The 15,253-nt window shown below is 33.6% G+C and carries 16 protein-coding genes and 2 tRNA genes; 6 read left to right on the top strand and 12 right to left on the bottom strand.

Features of this window, described 5'->3' with window-relative positions:
- Positions 1 to 60: 60 nt before the first annotated feature.
- The 6 genes from ACP5QL_RS07825 (at position 61) to ACP5QL_RS07800 (ending at position 2,928) form a co-directional block, all read left to right on the top strand.
- On the top strand, positions 61 to 840 hold the full coding sequence (locus ACP5QL_RS07825; protein ID WP_272995745.1) for a S4 domain-containing protein: 780 nt from the start codon (positions 61 to 63) through the stop codon (positions 838 to 840).
- A gap of 1 nt (position 841) precedes the next feature.
- A complete protein-coding gene (gene prmA / locus ACP5QL_RS07820) occupies positions 842 to 1,741 on the top strand; it encodes a 50S ribosomal protein L11 methyltransferase (protein ID WP_272995743.1) in 900 nt (299 codons plus the stop codon).
- Positions 1,731 to 1,943 (top strand): DUF1284 domain-containing protein, encoded by a 213-nt coding sequence (locus ACP5QL_RS07815; protein ID WP_164931008.1) that lies wholly within the window; start codon positions 1,731 to 1,733, stop codon positions 1,941 to 1,943. The genes prmA and ACP5QL_RS07815 overlap by 11 nt, the downstream gene beginning before the upstream one ends.
- Positions 1,944 to 1,980: 37 nt before the next feature.
- Positions 1,981 to 2,688, top strand: a complete 708-nt coding sequence (locus tag ACP5QL_RS07810; protein ID WP_012583320.1) for a hypothetical protein — start codon at positions 1,981 to 1,983, stop codon at positions 2,686 to 2,688.
- 80 nt (positions 2,689 to 2,768) lie between these two features.
- Positions 2,769 to 2,843, top strand: a tRNA-Gln gene (locus ACP5QL_RS07805).
- A 9-nt stretch (positions 2,844 to 2,852) separates the two neighbouring features.
- Positions 2,853 to 2,928: transfer RNA gene (locus ACP5QL_RS07800), tRNA-Glu, on the top strand.
- A gap of 63 nt (positions 2,929 to 2,991) precedes the next feature.
- On the opposite strand, the gene groL is transcribed toward ACP5QL_RS07800, so the two are convergent.
- From groL to aspS, 12 genes are all read right to left on the bottom strand, one after another.
- Positions 2,992 to 4,608: a chaperonin GroEL gene (groL, locus tag ACP5QL_RS07795; RefSeq protein WP_273334210.1), complete on the bottom strand. Its 1,617-nt coding sequence runs from the start codon at positions 4,606 to 4,608 to the stop codon at positions 2,992 to 2,994.
- A gap of 28 nt (positions 4,609 to 4,636) precedes the next feature.
- Complete coding sequence (gene groES / locus ACP5QL_RS07790) at positions 4,637 to 4,927, bottom strand: co-chaperone GroES (protein ID WP_012583322.1); 291 nt, start codon at positions 4,925 to 4,927, stop codon at positions 4,637 to 4,639.
- A gap of 160 nt (positions 4,928 to 5,087) precedes the next feature.
- Positions 5,088 to 6,254: a glycosyltransferase family 4 protein gene (locus ACP5QL_RS07785; RefSeq protein WP_012583323.1), complete on the bottom strand. Its 1,167-nt coding sequence runs from the start codon at positions 6,252 to 6,254 to the stop codon at positions 5,088 to 5,090.
- Complete coding sequence (locus ACP5QL_RS07780) at positions 6,251 to 7,288, bottom strand: glycosyltransferase family 4 protein (RefSeq protein WP_428126667.1); 1,038 nt, start codon at positions 7,286 to 7,288, stop codon at positions 6,251 to 6,253. Before ACP5QL_RS07780 ends, ACP5QL_RS07785 begins: the two co-directional genes overlap by 4 nt.
- A gap of 12 nt (positions 7,289 to 7,300) precedes the next feature.
- The gene (locus ACP5QL_RS07775; protein ID WP_428126659.1) at positions 7,301 to 8,323 is read right to left on the bottom strand and encodes a lysylphosphatidylglycerol synthase transmembrane domain-containing protein; all 1,023 of its coding nucleotides are present in this window, start codon (positions 8,321 to 8,323) and stop codon (positions 7,301 to 7,303) included.
- Entirely contained in the window at positions 8,320 to 9,324 is a 1,005-nt protein-coding gene (gene tsaD / locus ACP5QL_RS07770) for a tRNA (adenosine(37)-N6)-threonylcarbamoyltransferase complex transferase subunit TsaD (protein ID WP_272995050.1), read from the bottom strand. Before tsaD ends, ACP5QL_RS07775 begins: the two co-directional genes overlap by 4 nt.
- 9 nt (positions 9,325 to 9,333) lie before the next feature.
- Positions 9,334 to 9,807: a ribosomal protein S18-alanine N-acetyltransferase gene (gene rimI / locus ACP5QL_RS07765; RefSeq protein WP_012583327.1), complete on the bottom strand. Its 474-nt coding sequence runs from the start codon at positions 9,805 to 9,807 to the stop codon at positions 9,334 to 9,336.
- Entirely contained in the window at positions 9,782 to 10,480 is a 699-nt protein-coding gene (gene tsaB / locus ACP5QL_RS07760) for a tRNA (adenosine(37)-N6)-threonylcarbamoyltransferase complex dimerization subunit type 1 TsaB (protein ID WP_012583328.1), read from the bottom strand. Before tsaB ends, rimI begins: the two co-directional genes overlap by 26 nt.
- The gene (gene tsaE, locus ACP5QL_RS07755) at positions 10,462 to 10,932 is read right to left on the bottom strand and encodes a tRNA (adenosine(37)-N6)-threonylcarbamoyltransferase complex ATPase subunit type 1 TsaE (protein ID WP_012583329.1); all 471 of its coding nucleotides are present in this window, start codon (positions 10,930 to 10,932) and stop codon (positions 10,462 to 10,464) included. The genes tsaB and tsaE overlap by 19 nt, the downstream gene beginning before the upstream one ends.
- A 1-nt stretch (position 10,933) precedes the next feature.
- Positions 10,934 to 12,232 carry an adenylosuccinate synthase gene (locus tag ACP5QL_RS07750; RefSeq protein ID WP_272995053.1) on the bottom strand — a complete coding sequence of 433 codons (1,299 nt, stop codon included), beginning with the start codon at positions 12,230 to 12,232 and terminating at the stop codon, positions 10,934 to 10,936.
- A gap of 1 nt (position 12,233) precedes the next feature.
- Positions 12,234 to 13,457: an NAD(P)-dependent malic enzyme gene (locus tag ACP5QL_RS07745; RefSeq protein WP_272995054.1), complete on the bottom strand. Its 1,224-nt coding sequence runs from the start codon at positions 13,455 to 13,457 to the stop codon at positions 12,234 to 12,236.
- The gene (gene aspS / locus ACP5QL_RS07740) at positions 13,458 to 15,236 is read right to left on the bottom strand and encodes an aspartate--tRNA ligase (protein WP_428126637.1); all 1,779 of its coding nucleotides are present in this window, start codon (positions 15,234 to 15,236) and stop codon (positions 13,458 to 13,460) included.
- Positions 15,237 to 15,253 lie beyond the last annotated feature (17 nt).

Raw genomic sequence — 15,253 nt, 5'->3', positions numbered from 1 at the left:
CGCAATTTTGGGTTTTATAAAGAGAATCTTGTATAATAAAACCAAAAAAAGGAGGACTCTATGGGACAAAAGATTGATGAACTTTTTTTAGAAATAAAGGATAAAAAGATTAAAGAGAAAGTAAGAGAGTTATATGATGTATTTCAAAAAGTAGCACAGAAGGGTGGATTATATGTCACTGGGTTTTTAAGTTTGACAGAACAATATTATTTCCAAAGAATAAGTGGTTACTTTACTAATGAATTATACACATCTCTTTATGGTGGTGTAGATGGAGCAGAGAGAAAAAGAGGATTTATTTCAGATAAAATAGAACTGATTGAATACATTGATTACAATAAATATTTAGTAGGTATAAGTATAAATCCTGAAGAAAAGATGTCCATCTCCTTTTTAAAAGAGATTTTTGAGAAAAATGTTCTATTGGATAAGGTAGGTGACATATGGTATTCTGATGGAATAAAAATGGTTCTGGCAAGCGAGACTTTGTTCGAGGTTCAAAAGATTTTGGGGGAGAATAATATAAATTTTGAATTATTGACCTTAGATCAACTAAAAACCTATTCAAAAGCTACTAGAATCATACGCACTACTGAAAGCTCTAAAAGGTTAGACTCTATTGGTGGTGCTGCTCTTGGAATTTCAAGAAGTAAGATGCAAACTTATATAAAGGCAGGCGTTGTTACGGTAAATGGAAAAAAAGTAGCTGATACTCACTATGAGCTTGAGGAGGGAGATGTGGTAATAGTCCAAGGACTCGGAAATTTTAAGATAAATAAAATTAATGTAACTCCAAAAGGTAAATTCTATATGGAAATTGAGAGGAGTTTAAGAAGATAAAGTGGAATACTTTGAGTTGATGTTTAAAACAGCAAAAGAATTAGAAGAGCCTATAGTGGCTATTTTGGAGGATGTAGATTCCATAGGTATAGCTATAGAAGATAACTTTTTTGATGAATCTATTCTTTGGGATTATATAGATAAAAGTTTTTCAGAGAGAAATTATATTCTTATAAAAGCTTATTTTGATCGGAATGTAGATATAGATAGAATAATTGATAAAATAAGAACAAAAATTAAGGAGATATTTGGAGAAGCAAAGGTGGAGATAGAGTATAGGATTATTAGAGAAGAAGACTGGACTAATAAGTGGAAGAAATATGCAAAGCCAATATATTTAGATAGAATTGTAGTTCTACCCTCTTGGGAGGAAATAGGAAATGTTGAAGATAGAATCCTCATTAGAATAGATCCTGGAATGGCTTTTGGAACAGGAAATCATCCCACTACTATTATGTGTATTGAGATGCTTCAAAAATATCTAAAAGAGGGAATGGATGTTTTAGATGTAGGAACTGGATCAGGAATTCTCTCTATTGTTGCTAAAAAGCTTGGAGGAGATAAGGTTAAAGGGGTTGATATTGATGAAAAGGCTATAGAGGTTGCAAAGAAAAATGCAGAAGGGAATCATGTAGAAGTGGAGTTTCAGAAAAATGATCTAATAGATGGAATAAATGAAAAATACGATATAGTTGTAGCAAATTTAATTGCCGAGATTATTTTAAAACTAAATGCTAATGTAAAAAGGGTTTTGAAGACAGATGGAATATATATTGTTTCGGGAATTGTACAAGAAAAGTTAGACATGATTTTAAACTCTTTAAGAGAAAGTGGTTTTAAATTGTTAGAAGTAAAAGAAAAAGAAGATTGGTACACGGTTGTGGCTCAAAATGAAGATTAGGGGACATCATTTACTTTGTCTTTTACATTTTGAAGGAAAGGGATATTCAAGAGATTTTATAGAGAATATGTATAAAATAAAGGAAGCTCTGGAGAAGGGAAAAGTTTTCTTCGTGCTAAACAGTTGTGATGATATATGTAGGAAATGTCCTTATATGGAAGGTGGTCTTATGTGGCGATTGTTCTTGGTTCTTTATATGTAAAGAGAAGAACTTGTTCAAGTAGGAGGGCAGGAAAATTATGTATAATAAAGAAAATTTTCCTGCCTATTTTTTATGTTTTGATGATACCTATTTTAATCAGAGAAATCTTATAAAATTTGGAAAGATCATAGATTTAAGAGCTTTTACTCAAGTAAAGTATCTTTGCTCATATGATAAGTTAGAAGAAATTGGAAAGTTTGTTGGTTCTGAAAAGGGAATTAAATTTTTAGGAAAAAGCGATTTTCATTATCTTACCTATCTATTTGTGAGGAATATTAAGGTTAAGTTTAACTTTATTGTAATAGATCATCATCTAGATTTTAAAAACACTTTTGATGGATATATTAGCTGTGGCTCCTGGTTAAGAGATGTTCTAAAACTTCCTTTAGTTGAAAAAATTTTTTTAATTACTTCCGATAATAATACCATGAAGGTGCCTAATAAACTAATAATAGTGAATAAGTTTAGCATTTTGGAAGACGTATTAAGAAGGTTGCCTATTTATATAAGTATAGATAAAGATATTTTGGACAAGAAATATTTAAGTACTAACTGGGAGCAAGGCAACATGAATCTTGATGAGTTTTTGAATTTATTAAATTTTCTTTCTCATTTTAATGTTATTGGTGTGGATGTTTGCGGAGAACCTGATTTTAATTTAGCTGAGTATAAAAAGAGTGAACAATTAAACTTGATGATTTATAGTATTTTTGCTAAAAATATCTCTCTTAAAATTTCTGCTTAAGGTTTTTTTATAGCTTCTCTTAACCTTGACAAATACAATTTTATCTAATAATATAAACTTAGCTAAGTTGATTAAAAGGTTGGGGAGTCGTCTAGCTGGTAGGACGCCTGACTCTGGATCAGGTAGGGATGGTTCGAATCCATCCTCCCCAGCCAAAAATAAGTGGCCCTATCGTCTAGTGGACTAGGACGTTGGGTTCTCAACCCAAAAACCGGGGTTCGAATCCCCGTAGGGCCACCAAATAAAAAATAAAAGCCCCAAGGTTTTTACCTTGGGGCTTTTTGTTTTCTAGTTCTTTAGATATTAGTACTCGGGTGGTGGAGGAGGTGTTTGTTTTTCTTTTTCTGGTTTTTCAGCTACAAGCCCTTCAGTGGTGAGTACTAATGCAGCTATACTTGCAGCATTTTGTAATGCAGATCTTGTTACTTTACATGGATCTACAATTCCAGCATCAAACATGTTTACAAATCTGTCTCTTGCAGCATCATATCCCATTGGGCCATCCATTTCTTTAACCTTTTCTGCGATAATGGATCCTTCTTTACCAGCATTGTTTGCTATTAACTTTAATGGTACATCCAAGGATCTTCTTACAATTTCTATTCCTATTCTCTCATCCTCGTTGTCTACTTTAATGTCATCAAGAGCTTTTATTGTTCTTATAAGGGCTACGCCACCTCCAGGTACGATACCTTCTTCTACAGCAGCCTTGGTTGCGGATAAGGCATCTTCGATCCTATGCTTCTTCTCTTTAAGCTCTACTTCGGTAGCTGCTCCAACTTTTATTACAGCAACTCCACCAGCAAGTTTTGCAAGTCTTTCTTGTAATTTCTCTCTGTCAAATTCAGAATCGGTCTCTTCTAATTGCTTCTTAATTTGAGCGATTCTAGCTTCGATGTCTTTCTTGTTCCCTTTTCCTCCAATAATGGTGGTCTTATCTTTATTAGCTCTTACTTTTTCTGCTCTTCCGAGCATGTCTAAGGTTACATTCTCAAGTTTGATTCCAGTCTCTTCAGAAATAAATTGGCCACCAGTTAATATGGCTATATCCTGAAGCATGGCCTTTCTACGATCACCAAAGCCAGGAGCTTTTACAGCAAGGGATTGTAATACTCCACGTAGTTTATTGACTACTAATGTGGCAAGAGCTTCTCCTTCAACATCTTCTGCTATTATTACCAATGGTTTACCAGTTTGTACAACTCTCTCAAGAATTGGTAGTATTTCACTTACTGCACTGATCTTCTTATCAGTGATAAGGATGTATGGTTCTTCTAATACTGCTTCCATTCTTTCTGGATCTGTAATCATGTATGCCGAGAGATATCCTCTATCAAATTGCATTCCCTCAACAAGCTCCAACGTAGTTGTTATTCCTTGAGATTCTTCTACAGTTATAACTCCATCTTTTCCTACTTTATCCATTGCTTCGGCAATAAGATTTCCAATTTCTTCATCGTTATTTGCAGAAATTGCTGCTACATGAGCAATATCTTGCTTGGTCTCTACTGGTTTTGCGATCTTCTTTAGTTCTTCCACTACTTTTTCAACAGCTTTTTCTATTCCTCTTTTTACATACATTGGGTTTGCACCAGCAACTACATGTTTCATTCCTTCATGTACTAATGCTTGAGCAAGAACTGTAGCAGTAGTAGTTCCATCTCCTGCTACATCGTTAGTTTTGGAGGCAACCTCTTTTACTAATTGAGCACCCATATTTTCGAAGGGGTCTTCAAGATCAATTTCTTTTGCAATGGTTACACCGTCGTTAGTTATAACTGGAGCACCGAATTTCTTCTCAAGAACTACATTTCTTCCCTTTGGCCCTAAGGTAATCTTTACAGTATCAGCAACAGTGTCGAGACCTTTGATTAGTGCGGTTCTTGCTTGCATATCAAGGCTTACTAATTTGGCTGCCATACTTTATCCCTCCTTTTCCTAAGATTTTTTATTCTTCAATAACAGCTAAGATATCTCTTTCACTAAGGATAAGATATTCTTCACCTTCAATCTTTACTTCTGTACCTGCATACTTAGCAAATATTACTCTGTCTCCCTCTTTGATCTCCAATGGTACTTTTTGTCCGTTATCGAGGATTCTACCAGTCCCTACGGCAATTACTCTTCCTTGTTGGGGTTTTTCTTTTGCAGTGTCGGGTAATACAATACCTCCCTTTGTTTTTTCCTCTTGCTCAATCACTTTAACCACCACACGATCACCAATAGGACGCAATTTCACTTTTCCCAACCTCCTTTCGCAAATTTTTTTTGTTAGCAATCTAACCAGGTGAGTGCTAAAACCAAAAAATAATATATATTAATTTTTAATTTGGGTTCAATGAATGAAAATAAGCAAAAAATGGAGAATATCCAAAAAAAATTGACAATATCCTAAAATATCATTGTTTTTCTTTAATTTTTGCCAATTCTTTGTAAAATTCTACTAATTTCATAGCACTTTTATCTATGGAAAATTCTCTTGCTTTGATTTTTGCATTGTTTTGCATTGTAGCTAAAAGATTTCGATTATTTAATAAGAGTTCTACTTTATTTGCAAACTCTTCTGGATCCTCTTTTACAAGAAATCCCTCCTTTCCATCTTCTATTAGACTCATAGAACCTGGGGCTTTTATTGCTACTATTGCACAACCTCCAGCCATAGCTTCTAATGTAACAAGTCCCTGGGTCTCTGTGGTGGATGCAAAGACAAAAATTTCAGCTATTTTATAGAAGTTTACTAATTCTTCTCTGGGATGCCATCCCATAAATACTATTTTATCTTCTAAATTCAGCCTCTTGACTAAATTTTCTAAGTTTTTTCTTTCATCACCATCTCCTACTACAAGAAGAATTATGTCCTCTCTTTTCTTAAGTAGCTTTTCTAAGGAAGTAAATATAAATTCTATGTTTTTTTCCTTTGCAAGTCTTCCTGCATAAAGTAGAATTCTTTTTTCCTTCCATGGAAAATTTCTAAGAAACTCTTCTTGAATAGGTTCCTCCCACATGGAAAGATCAATTCCTGTAGGCAATATTTCAATTCTTGTCTTTACTCCAAAATTTATTATCATGTCTTTTATTTCCTTTGTGGGAGCTATGACTAAATCTACTTGATTTGCATATTTGACACTTTCTTTAATGGCAATTTTTGCTGAGATTTTTTCTGGAACTAATGGTATATAGTGGACATATTTGTGATATTGAGTATGATGGGTAAAAACTATAGGTATATGATATTTCTTTGCAAGTTTGAGGGCTGTTTTTCCTATTACAAAGGGATGGTGAGAATGTACAATATCAAATTTTTGTTTCTTAAAAAAATCTTCCACTAAAAAAGCAAAATATATAGGAATAGGTTGAGGGGTAATAAACTTTATGGCAAAAGATGGAAATCTCCAAATTCTTTCGCTGACATTGTCTTTATATTTAGGGAACCAAGGAGGATACTTAGGAGCGAAAATGTATACTTCATGGCCCAGTTTTTCGAGAGCATCTCTATAACTTTCTACTGCTATTGCCGCTCCTCCTGTGTTGGGAAGATAATTATTAGTAAAAAAGGCTATTTTCATGACACCCCTAAAAGTTTTTTATACAAATTTACTGTAGCTTCTGTAGTTTTTTCTATATTATAGGTTTCTGCTATAACCACTGCTCTTTTTGAATATTCTTCTCTTAAATCTTTATTTTCTGCAAGCTGAACTATTTTTTTGATCACATCATTTTCGTTCCAAGGGATATAATTTGGAGCTAAAGGTGCTTTGTATTCCTCAAGGTCTCTTAGAAGTAAAGGAAGACCAACCGCAGAAGCCTCTAAGACAGCTATACTGAAGTTTTCTTGTCTCGAGGGAAAGAAAAAGATATCCGCCATGTTATAAAATTTGTTTAGTTCTTCGTGGGGGGATGGACCAGGGAGGATTAAATTTGATGGAGGATTTTTTAAAATCTTTTTTATCTCTGCGTATCCACCACTAAGGAAAGAAAATGGAACACCTCCAACCCATAGGAATTTATATTGGGGAAGAGACTCCGCTGCTTTAACAAAGGTATCAAAACCTTTCCTCTTTATAATGTGTCCTACACTTAACAAAACTATATCCTCGTCAGATAAATTAAATTTTTTCCTCATTTCTCTTCTTAGATCTTCATCTTTTTTAAACATGCTTAAGTCTATGCCATTAGGGATAAATACGATTTCAGTTTTAACTCCCATCTCTTTTAGTTTTTCTACCTCCAAAGGGGAAACAGCGATAACAACGTCTGCTTGATTGTAAAATAGAAGAAGATATTGAGCAAAGATAGATTTCCATTTTTCAGCAAGGATGGCACTACCAAGCATCGTATCAGCTATTACATGGGCTGTAAAAACAATTTTACTCTTGTTACTTTGCTTTACATATCTGAAAAAAATATCTCCTAAGGAGTGAAAATGAAGTATATCATATGGTCCTTCTTTTAACGTTCCATTATAATAAACTTCTATGTCCTTTCTCCTTTTAAGGGCTTCATATAGCATTTTACAGGCTGTTTGATCTCCACCGCCCTTTTCTCTTGATGAGGGAATTCCCGGCTTGAAGATTAAATTAACTTTTATTTTCTTTTCCATAATTCACCCCAATTACCAATTTTTGACACCTAAAATATATACTAAAACAATTGCTCCTGCAAGGAAGGTTAAATAGTGGGTAAGAGTTCTCCAAAGAATTATAAATATACCTAAGATATATTTGGGTACAAACGGAGCAAAGCCAAGAGATATCAAAATTTCTATAGCCCCACTTCCCCCAGGAGATGGTACGTAGAACATCATGAAAAAGATTGGAATTTGTACTAAAACTACAGAAAGATAATTAACTTTAAGGTTAAATGCAGACATAAGTACAGGGGCAATAAGAAAATAGGTAATCCAAGAGAGGAGATTAAAAAAGAAAAATCCTAAGATTGTGAGCTTTTTCTCTTTTAAGAAGAACCATAAGGTATTATGAAAATCTCTCACAGTCTTGTTTACAACCCTTAATATCTTAAAGGGATGGATTCTTTTTAGGAACGGTATTCTTCTTAGTTTTATTAATATATAAGAGACCAACCTAATTATGGGTCTTGGTTTGAAAAGTGCAAAAAGAAAACCCCCAACCACTAGTAAGAAAAGGATAGCACTGTACTGGACTAATTTTCGAACTATGTTTTGGGGGAAGAGATATGAGTAGAAATAAATTATTAAAGGGGAAGCAATAGCAAAAGTAAGGGTGTTTATTACATATCTGAACAAACTTAGAGCAGTAGCCTGGCCAATTTTTATATTTTTCTTGGAGAGGAGATAAATCTCTAAAGGCTCTCCACCTGCAGAGGTTGGAGTAATACTTGATGCAAAATAATAAGACAAATGAATTTGTAAAGCTTCTATGAGATTTAAATTAACCCCTTCTATACCTCTAATTAAGATGCTATATCTAATTCCAGACCATATCCAGCTTAGTGTGTTAAGCAAAATAACATATATTAAGTATTTTCCATTTATAGATTTAAGGGCTTCCCAAGTTCTTGAGTCTGTGGTTATAAAAAGGATTACAACAAACACAATAGTAGTTATGATTAGTGATATTTTTAAACCTGATTTTATGGTACTGCTTAAGTCTTTCATCTTTCTCCCAATAAGAGATCAGGATTTGCTGAAAGATAAAGATCACTTTTATAACCCTTTTGGTAAAGATGGTATCCCGCACAAGCAATCATAGCGCCATTATCGGTGCAAAGATAAGGTGGTGGGATGTACAATTTTATACCTTCTTTTCGGCTTTCTTCTTTAAATCTTCTTTGAAGATAACTATTAGAAGCTACGCCTCCTGAGACTACTAAGGTTTTAATATTAAATTTATTTAAAGCTAAGAAGGCTCTCTCTAATAATTCCTCGACGACCCTTTCTTGAAAAGAGGCTGCTATGTCTGCAACAGGTATTTCTTTACCTTCTTTCTTCAAGTCTCTTACAAGATATAGTACTGCGGTTTTTATTCCACTAAAACTTATATCTAATTCCCTATCACATTTTATTTTTGGAAAATTAAATATGGGTTTTCCCATCTTTGATATTTTATCAATTTCTGGTCCTCCTGGATAATTAAGACCTAATATTCTTGCTACCTTATCGAAAGCTTCTCCTGCTGCATCATCAAGGGTTTGTCCAAGGATTTTGTAAACTCCAATATCCTCCACAAGGATATATTCGGTGTGTCCACCAGAAACTATTAAAGCAATAAAAGGAAAAGTAGGAGGGTCTTCTCCTAAAAAGTTTGCAAAAATGTGTCCTTCAAGATGGTTAACTCCAATTAGAGGCTTATTTAAGGCAAGAGACAAGGTTTTTGCTGCCATTATTCCAATCCATAATGCTCCAATAAGACCAGGTCCCTGGGTTACTGCAATCAAGTCTATATCTTTGAATTCTTTTTTTGCCTTTTCTAAAGCAAGTTCTATAAGTCTATTTAATACTTCTACATGAATCCTTGAAGCAACTTCAGGTACTACTCCTCCAAAAGTTTTATGTATTTCCACTTGAGACGAAACTAAATTACTCAGTATTTTGTTCCCATCTTCTAATAAGCTTACACTGGTCTCATCACAAGAAGTTTCAATACCAATAGTAATCATTCTTTCACCTTATAATGTTAATTTTTTGACCATAACCAAAGCATCTTCCCCATCTTTATAATACCATTTTCTTACGCCAACTTTTTTAAATCCTTTTTTGTAATATAAATTTTGGGCAATAGTATTGGAAACTCTAACTTCTAAAATTATATTTTTGACTAAGTTTTTTTGACAATAATCTATGATAAAATCAAGGAGCTTTTCTCCAACTTTTCTTCCTCTATAATTAGGATGTACAGCTATGGTGGTTATTTGAGCTTCTTGAAAGATTATCCAAAGTCCAACAAATCCTATTATTTTGTTTTCATGAATTGCTACAAAATAATGAGCAATTCTATTTGAGGAGAGCTCTCTTTCAAAACTTTCCCGACTCCAAGGATTAGAGAAGGAAAGTTTATTGATCTCATCTACTTGATCAATATCTTCAAATTTCATAGGTCTTATTTCAACTGAGAGTTCATTGCTCTCTTTCTGGTCTTGCATTTCTCCTCTCCCAATTAATTTCAGCACTGGATTTTTGCCTATAATCTGGAAGAAGATTCAAGTAATCTAACGTATCTCCCTTTTTATATTTTTCAAGTGAGAGATAGATGATAGCTTCTCCCCGTGGAGAATTTTGATGTTCAGAGGAGATTATAATATCTTCAGGGATTAAAAATTTAAGATCGTCTGGTATTTTTCCTATAATTATTACAGGTTCCTTCTTGAGAGTACTGAGTAGATTTATAAAGTCTTGATATGAGAAAATTCCTTCATTATAGATTCTTTCATTTTTGGCATTATAAAAGCCTGCATGTATCTCTCCCCTTCTTGCAGGCATTATGGGTACCTTCATACCTAAAAAGGGTGTTTGGTAGGCTAAACATTCTAAGTAAGAAATTCCTATTATAGGTTTTTTGAATATTTGAGCAAGAGTTTTTACTGTAACTATTCCAATTCTAAGTCCAGTGAAGGATCCAGGACCTGTTATTATAGTGTAGAGATCAATATCTTCTAACTTCCATCCTGATAAGTCAAGCAAAGTTTTTATATTTATTGTTAGAGTCTCCCCATAAGTCTTAGAATCTGTAGAATAGAACAGCTCATATAATTTGTTATCTTTCCATAGTATTATATTACTTTTTTCAAAGGCAGTGTTTATTCCAAGGATAAACATTTTTTCAATTCCAAAAGTAGATTTTCATATTTTTCTCCGTAAGGCTTAAATTTGATTAGTCTTTCGTTAAAATCTACGTGTTCAAAAGTAATTTCCATCCGTTCTTTAGGAAGTAGTCCTCTTATTTTGTCAGCCCATTCTATCACTATTATAAAATCACTGTTCAAGTATTCTTCAAAACCTATGTTTTCTAACTCTCTTTCTGGAATCTTTAATCTATATACATCTATATGTAGCATTCTATGTTTTCCCTTGTATTCTTTTATTATTAAAAAAGAAGGACTATTCACAGGTATGGTTATATGAAGGGCCTGAGAAATTCCTTGCACAAAAGTAGTTTTTCCACTTCCCAAATCTCCTATAAGAGCTAATATATTCCCTGGATTTAAAAGATTTCCTAAGGCTTTACCTAACTCTTTAGTTTCTAAAGGACTTTTGCTTAAAACTTCCATATTATTCCCAAGGATCTTTTAGCAATATTATTTCGTCCCTTGCAGGTCCTGTACCTATTATGGTAATTTTTGTTTCAAGTTCTTTTTCAATTCTTTCTTTATATTTTATTACATTTTCAGGAAGATCATTATAATTTTTTATGTTTTTCAAAGACTGTTTCCAACCAGAAATTTCTTCGGTTATGGGTTCACATTTTTCAAGAATATTTAGAGATGATGGAAATTCATCAATAATTCTTCCTTTGTATTTATAAGCTACCACAAATTTCAATTTTTCCAATCCACTCAGAACGTCAAGCTTAGTTATTGCAAGCTCTGTAAAACCGTTAATTCTTTTTGCATATCTTAATGCTACAAAATCAAGCCATCCTACTCTTCTTGGTCTTCTTGTTACTGTGCCATATTCTTGTCCTTTTTCTCTTATAATTTCAGCAAGCTCATCTTTTATTTCGCTGGGAAATGGACCCTCGCCAACCCTTGATGTATATGCCTTTATAACGCCTATAACTTTGTTTATGCTTTGAGGTGGTATCCCAGCCCCAACACAAACTCCACCGGAGATAGTAAAGGATGAGGTTACGAAAGGATAAGTTCCAAAGTTTATATCTAATAAGGTTCCTTGTGCACCTTCAAAAAGTATTTTTTTACCTGCTTTTATGTGATCATAAATTAATTTTGATGTATCCGTAATAGTAACTCCCTTTTCCATGAGTTTTTCGAAAGTGTTTAATTGAGAGTTGTAAACTTCCTCAAAGGGGGGCAGTTGAAAATCAGAAGAGAGAGTAGCTTTTTTTAAAGAATAAATATAATTTAATTTTTCTTTGAAGACTTCTTTATCAAAAAGATCTCCTACATGTAAAGTATCTCTTGAGAAGTGATCCGTATAGGCAGGGCCAATTCCTCTTGCTGTGGTTCCTATCTTTTTGTTTCCTCTTTTTTCCTCGTAAAACTTATCTAAGAGTATATGATAAGGAAGAACTAAAGGAGATCTATCACTTATATATAAATTTTTTATCAATAATCCATTTTTTTCTGCTTCTTCAATTTCTTCCAAAAGCCCATTAAGGTTTATAATCACTCCTGTAGCTATCACATTCAAAGTTTTTGGAGATATGATACCTGAGGGAAGAAGACGAAATCTATAAGTTTTGCCATCTACGATTACAGTATGTCCTGCGTTATTTCCTCCATTAAATCTTACCACTACTTCAGCATTCTGAGATAGGAGATCTATAATTTTTCCTTTTCCTTCATCTCCCCATTGAGCACCTATTACCACAAGGGTTTTTTCATTGGGCATTCTATTCGCCTCCTAAAGCTTGTTTTATATCCTCTATTATTTTATTATCATCCTTAAAAATTTTTGCTACTTTTGTTTCTATAGCTGCCTTAGCTACAGAAAAAGAAACTGCAGGAACCACTCTTTCATCAAGAGGGGAAGGTATAAGATAATCCTCTTGTGGTTCTTCTACTAAAGAAGCAATAGCTTTTGCAGCAGCAACTTTCATTTCATCGTTTATTTCTTTAGCTCTAACGGTAAAAGCTCCTCTAAAGACTCCTGGAAAAGCAAGTAAGTTATTTATTTGATTGGGATAATCAGATCTTCCAGTACCTATTATTTTTACTCCCTCTTTTTTTGCCTCTTCAGGCATAATTTCAGGAATAGGATTTGCCATCGCGAAAATTATAGGATCTTTGTTCATCAATCTTATGTATTCGGGGGGAAAGAGATTTGCCTGAGAAACTCCTATAAATACATCGGCTCCTTTTAAAGCGTCTTTTAGTTCACCTTTTTCTCCTTCGGGATTAATTGTACGAGCTATCTCCTCTTTTATTTCATTCATATTTTCTTTTCTTCCAGGGTAAATGATTCCATTTCTATCAAGGATCCTAATATTTTTAGCACCTTCTCTCAGGAGAAGCTTAGTTATAGCGATACCAGCGGCTCCTGCTCCTAGTATTACTATTTTTACCTCATGAATTTTTTTGTTTACAAGTTTTAAAGCATTTATTAATGCAGCATAGACTACGATTGCAGTACCATGTTGATCATCATGAAACACAGGGATATCTAAGATTTTTTTTAATCTCTCTTCTATTATAAAACATTTAGGGGCAGCAATATCCTCTAAATTAATTCCCCCAAATATTGGGGCTATCATATAGGTTATCTCAATAATCTTCTCTGGATCTTGGGTATTCAAGCATATAGGGAAAGCATCTATATTAGCAAATCTTTTAAAAAGTAAAGCTTTCCCTTCCATAACTGGTATGGCGCCTAAGGGCCCTATATTTCCTAATCCTAATACTGCAGATCCATCACTAATTACTGCAACAGTGTTTGCTTTAATGGTTAGATTGTAGACTTCATCGTTGTTTTTGTATATCTCTTCGGAAACCCCTGCAACTCCAGGAGTATATGCTAAGGAAAGATCATACTTATTCTTTAAGGCGATTTTTGAATCTATTTTTATTTTCCCTTTATGTTTTCTATGAAGCTCAATAGATTCCTGATAAATATTCATCTAATCCTCCTCTTTCTTCTCCTCAGGGTAAACTACCTTTATATGGACTTCTTCTAATTGCTTAGGATCAACCTCTGATGGGGCACCAGTAAGTAAACAAGTTCCACTTTGAGTCTTAGGGAAGGCTATAACCTCTCTTAGAGAATTAGAGTTGGTCAGTATAGCTATGATTCTATCAATACCCAATGCAATTCCTCCATGGGGTGGTGCTCCATACTCAAAAGCTTCAAGTAAAAATCCGAACTTCTTTTTAGCATCCTCCGGGGTTATGCCTAAAATATTAAATACTTTTTCCTGTATTTCTTTTTTATGTATTCTTATACTCCCACTTCCAAGTTCTGTTCCATTTAGTACTAAATCATAACATTTAGCTTTTACCTTTAATGGATTAGTATCTAATAGGGGTATATCTTCATCTTTTGGAGATGTAAAGGGATGGTGTTCTGCAACAATTCTTCTTTCTTCCTCATCATATTCAAATAGTGGGAAATCAGTAATCCATAGAAAGAAAAGTCCCTCTTTCTTTTCCATATTAAAAAGTTCTGCTACTTCCAGTCTCAAGATTCCAAGAATTTTGACCACATCTTTCCAAGTGCCTGCTATGCAGAAGAAAGAATCTCCTGATTTAAGATTGAGATTCTTAATTAATTTATCCTTGATGTTTTCATCTAAATATTTACTTATGGAAGATTTCAGTTCTCCATCGGCATATGTAAACCACATAATACCTTTTCCTTTTAATTCTCTAACTTTATTTTCAATAATAGACCACTCTCTTCTTGAAGGCACTATATTTTTAAGTACGATTCCTTTTATTACACCATCTTTTTCAATGGTAGATCGGATAAATTCCAAAGGAAGATCTTTTAAAATATTGGTAACATCCACTATCTTTAAATCATATCTTAAGTCTGGTTTATCACTTCCGTAAGTGTTCATTGCATCTTCGTAAGAAAGTCTTGGGAATGGAGTATTTATCTCTATATTCATTACTCCCTTTAGTACGGTTTTAAAAAGCTCTTCTATTATAGTAAATACATCTTCCACTTCTATAAAAGACATCTCCATGTCAAGTTGAGTAAACTCTGGTTGTCTATCAGCTCTTAGATCTTCATCTCTAAAGCATCGAGCAATTTGGAAATATCTATCAAACCCTGCAACCATAAGAATTTGTTTAAATAGTTGAGGGGATTGGGGAAGGGCATAAAATTTTCCTGGTTGAAGTCTGCTTGGAATTATGAAATCTCTTGCTCCTTCTGGAGTACTCACTATAAGGTAAGGTGTTTCAATTTCTATAAATCCATTTTTAGCTAAGAAGTTTCTAATGGATAGGATAAAATTGTGTCTAAATATTATGTTTGATTGCATTTTATCTCTTCTAAGATCTAAGTACCTATATTTAAGTCTTACTATTTCATCTATTTCCTTGTTTGTCCACAAATTAAATGGTAAAGGCTTTGCAGTGTTTTCTATTTTTATTTTTTCTACCTCAATTTCGATCTCTCCTGTTGGTATTTTTGGGTTTTCCATTCCTTCTGGTCTCTTTCTTACCTTTCCTTCCACTGATATGACCCATTCATTACCTACTGTATCTGCTATATCATAACTTTCTTTGGATATAGAAGGATCAAAAACTAACTGAACGATTCCACTGCGATCTCTTAGGTCAATAAAAATTAGTCCCCCATGATGTCTTATTCTGTGCACCCAACCACTTAAATATACTTTTTCTCCTATATTTTTAGCATTAAGCTCTCCGCAATAATGAGTCCTCCTCAAAGTAAGCCCACCTTTCT

It is taken from the genome of Dictyoglomus sp. (assembly GCF_049968615.1).
GTDB lineage: Bacteria > Dictyoglomota > Dictyoglomia > Dictyoglomales > Dictyoglomaceae > Dictyoglomus > Dictyoglomus turgidum.
The sequence above is the reverse complement of the archived record's forward strand: the minus strand, read 5'-3'. Positions and strand labels throughout refer to the sequence as shown.

Excerpts from the sequence above, each read along its gene's own strand:
- ACP5QL_RS07785 (WP_012583323.1), bottom strand. The coding sequence starts at position 6,254 with ATGAAAATAGCCTTTTTTACTAATAATTATCTTCCCAACACAGGAGGA.
- ACP5QL_RS07745 (WP_272995054.1), bottom strand. The coding sequence starts at position 13,457 with ATGAATATTTATCAGGAATCTATTGAGCTTCATAGAAAACATAAAGGG.
- tsaD (WP_272995050.1), bottom strand. The coding sequence starts at position 9,324 with ATGATTACTATTGGTATTGAAACTTCTTGTGATGAGACCAGTGTAAGC.
- tsaE (WP_012583329.1), bottom strand. The coding sequence starts at position 10,932 with ATGGAAGTTTTAAGCAAAAGTCCTTTAGAAACTAAAGAGTTAGGTAAA.
- ACP5QL_RS07775 (WP_428126659.1), bottom strand. The coding sequence starts at position 8,323 with ATGAAAGACTTAAGCAGTACCATAAAATCAGGTTTAAAAATATCACTA.
- ACP5QL_RS07780 (WP_428126667.1), bottom strand. The coding sequence starts at position 7,288 with ATGGAAAAGAAAATAAAAGTTAATTTAATCTTCAAGCCGGGAATTCCC.
- rimI (WP_012583327.1), bottom strand. The coding sequence starts at position 9,807 with ATGCAAGACCAGAAAGAGAGCAATGAACTCTCAGTTGAAATAAGACCT.
- groL (WP_273334210.1), bottom strand. The coding sequence starts at position 4,608 with ATGGCAGCCAAATTAGTAAGCCTTGATATGCAAGCAAGAACCGCACTA.
- tsaB (WP_012583328.1), bottom strand. The coding sequence starts at position 10,480 with ATGTTTATCCTTGGAATAAACACTGCCTTTGAAAAAAGTAATATAATA.
- ACP5QL_RS07810 (WP_012583320.1), top strand. The coding sequence starts at position 1,981 with ATGTATAATAAAGAAAATTTTCCTGCCTATTTTTTATGTTTTGATGAT.
- ACP5QL_RS07750 (WP_272995053.1), bottom strand. The coding sequence starts at position 12,232 with ATGCCCAATGAAAAAACCCTTGTGGTAATAGGTGCTCAATGGGGAGAT.
- ACP5QL_RS07815 (WP_164931008.1), top strand. The coding sequence starts at position 1,731 with ATGAAGATTAGGGGACATCATTTACTTTGTCTTTTACATTTTGAAGGA.
- ACP5QL_RS07825 (WP_272995745.1), top strand. The coding sequence starts at position 61 with ATGGGACAAAAGATTGATGAACTTTTTTTAGAAATAAAGGATAAAAAG.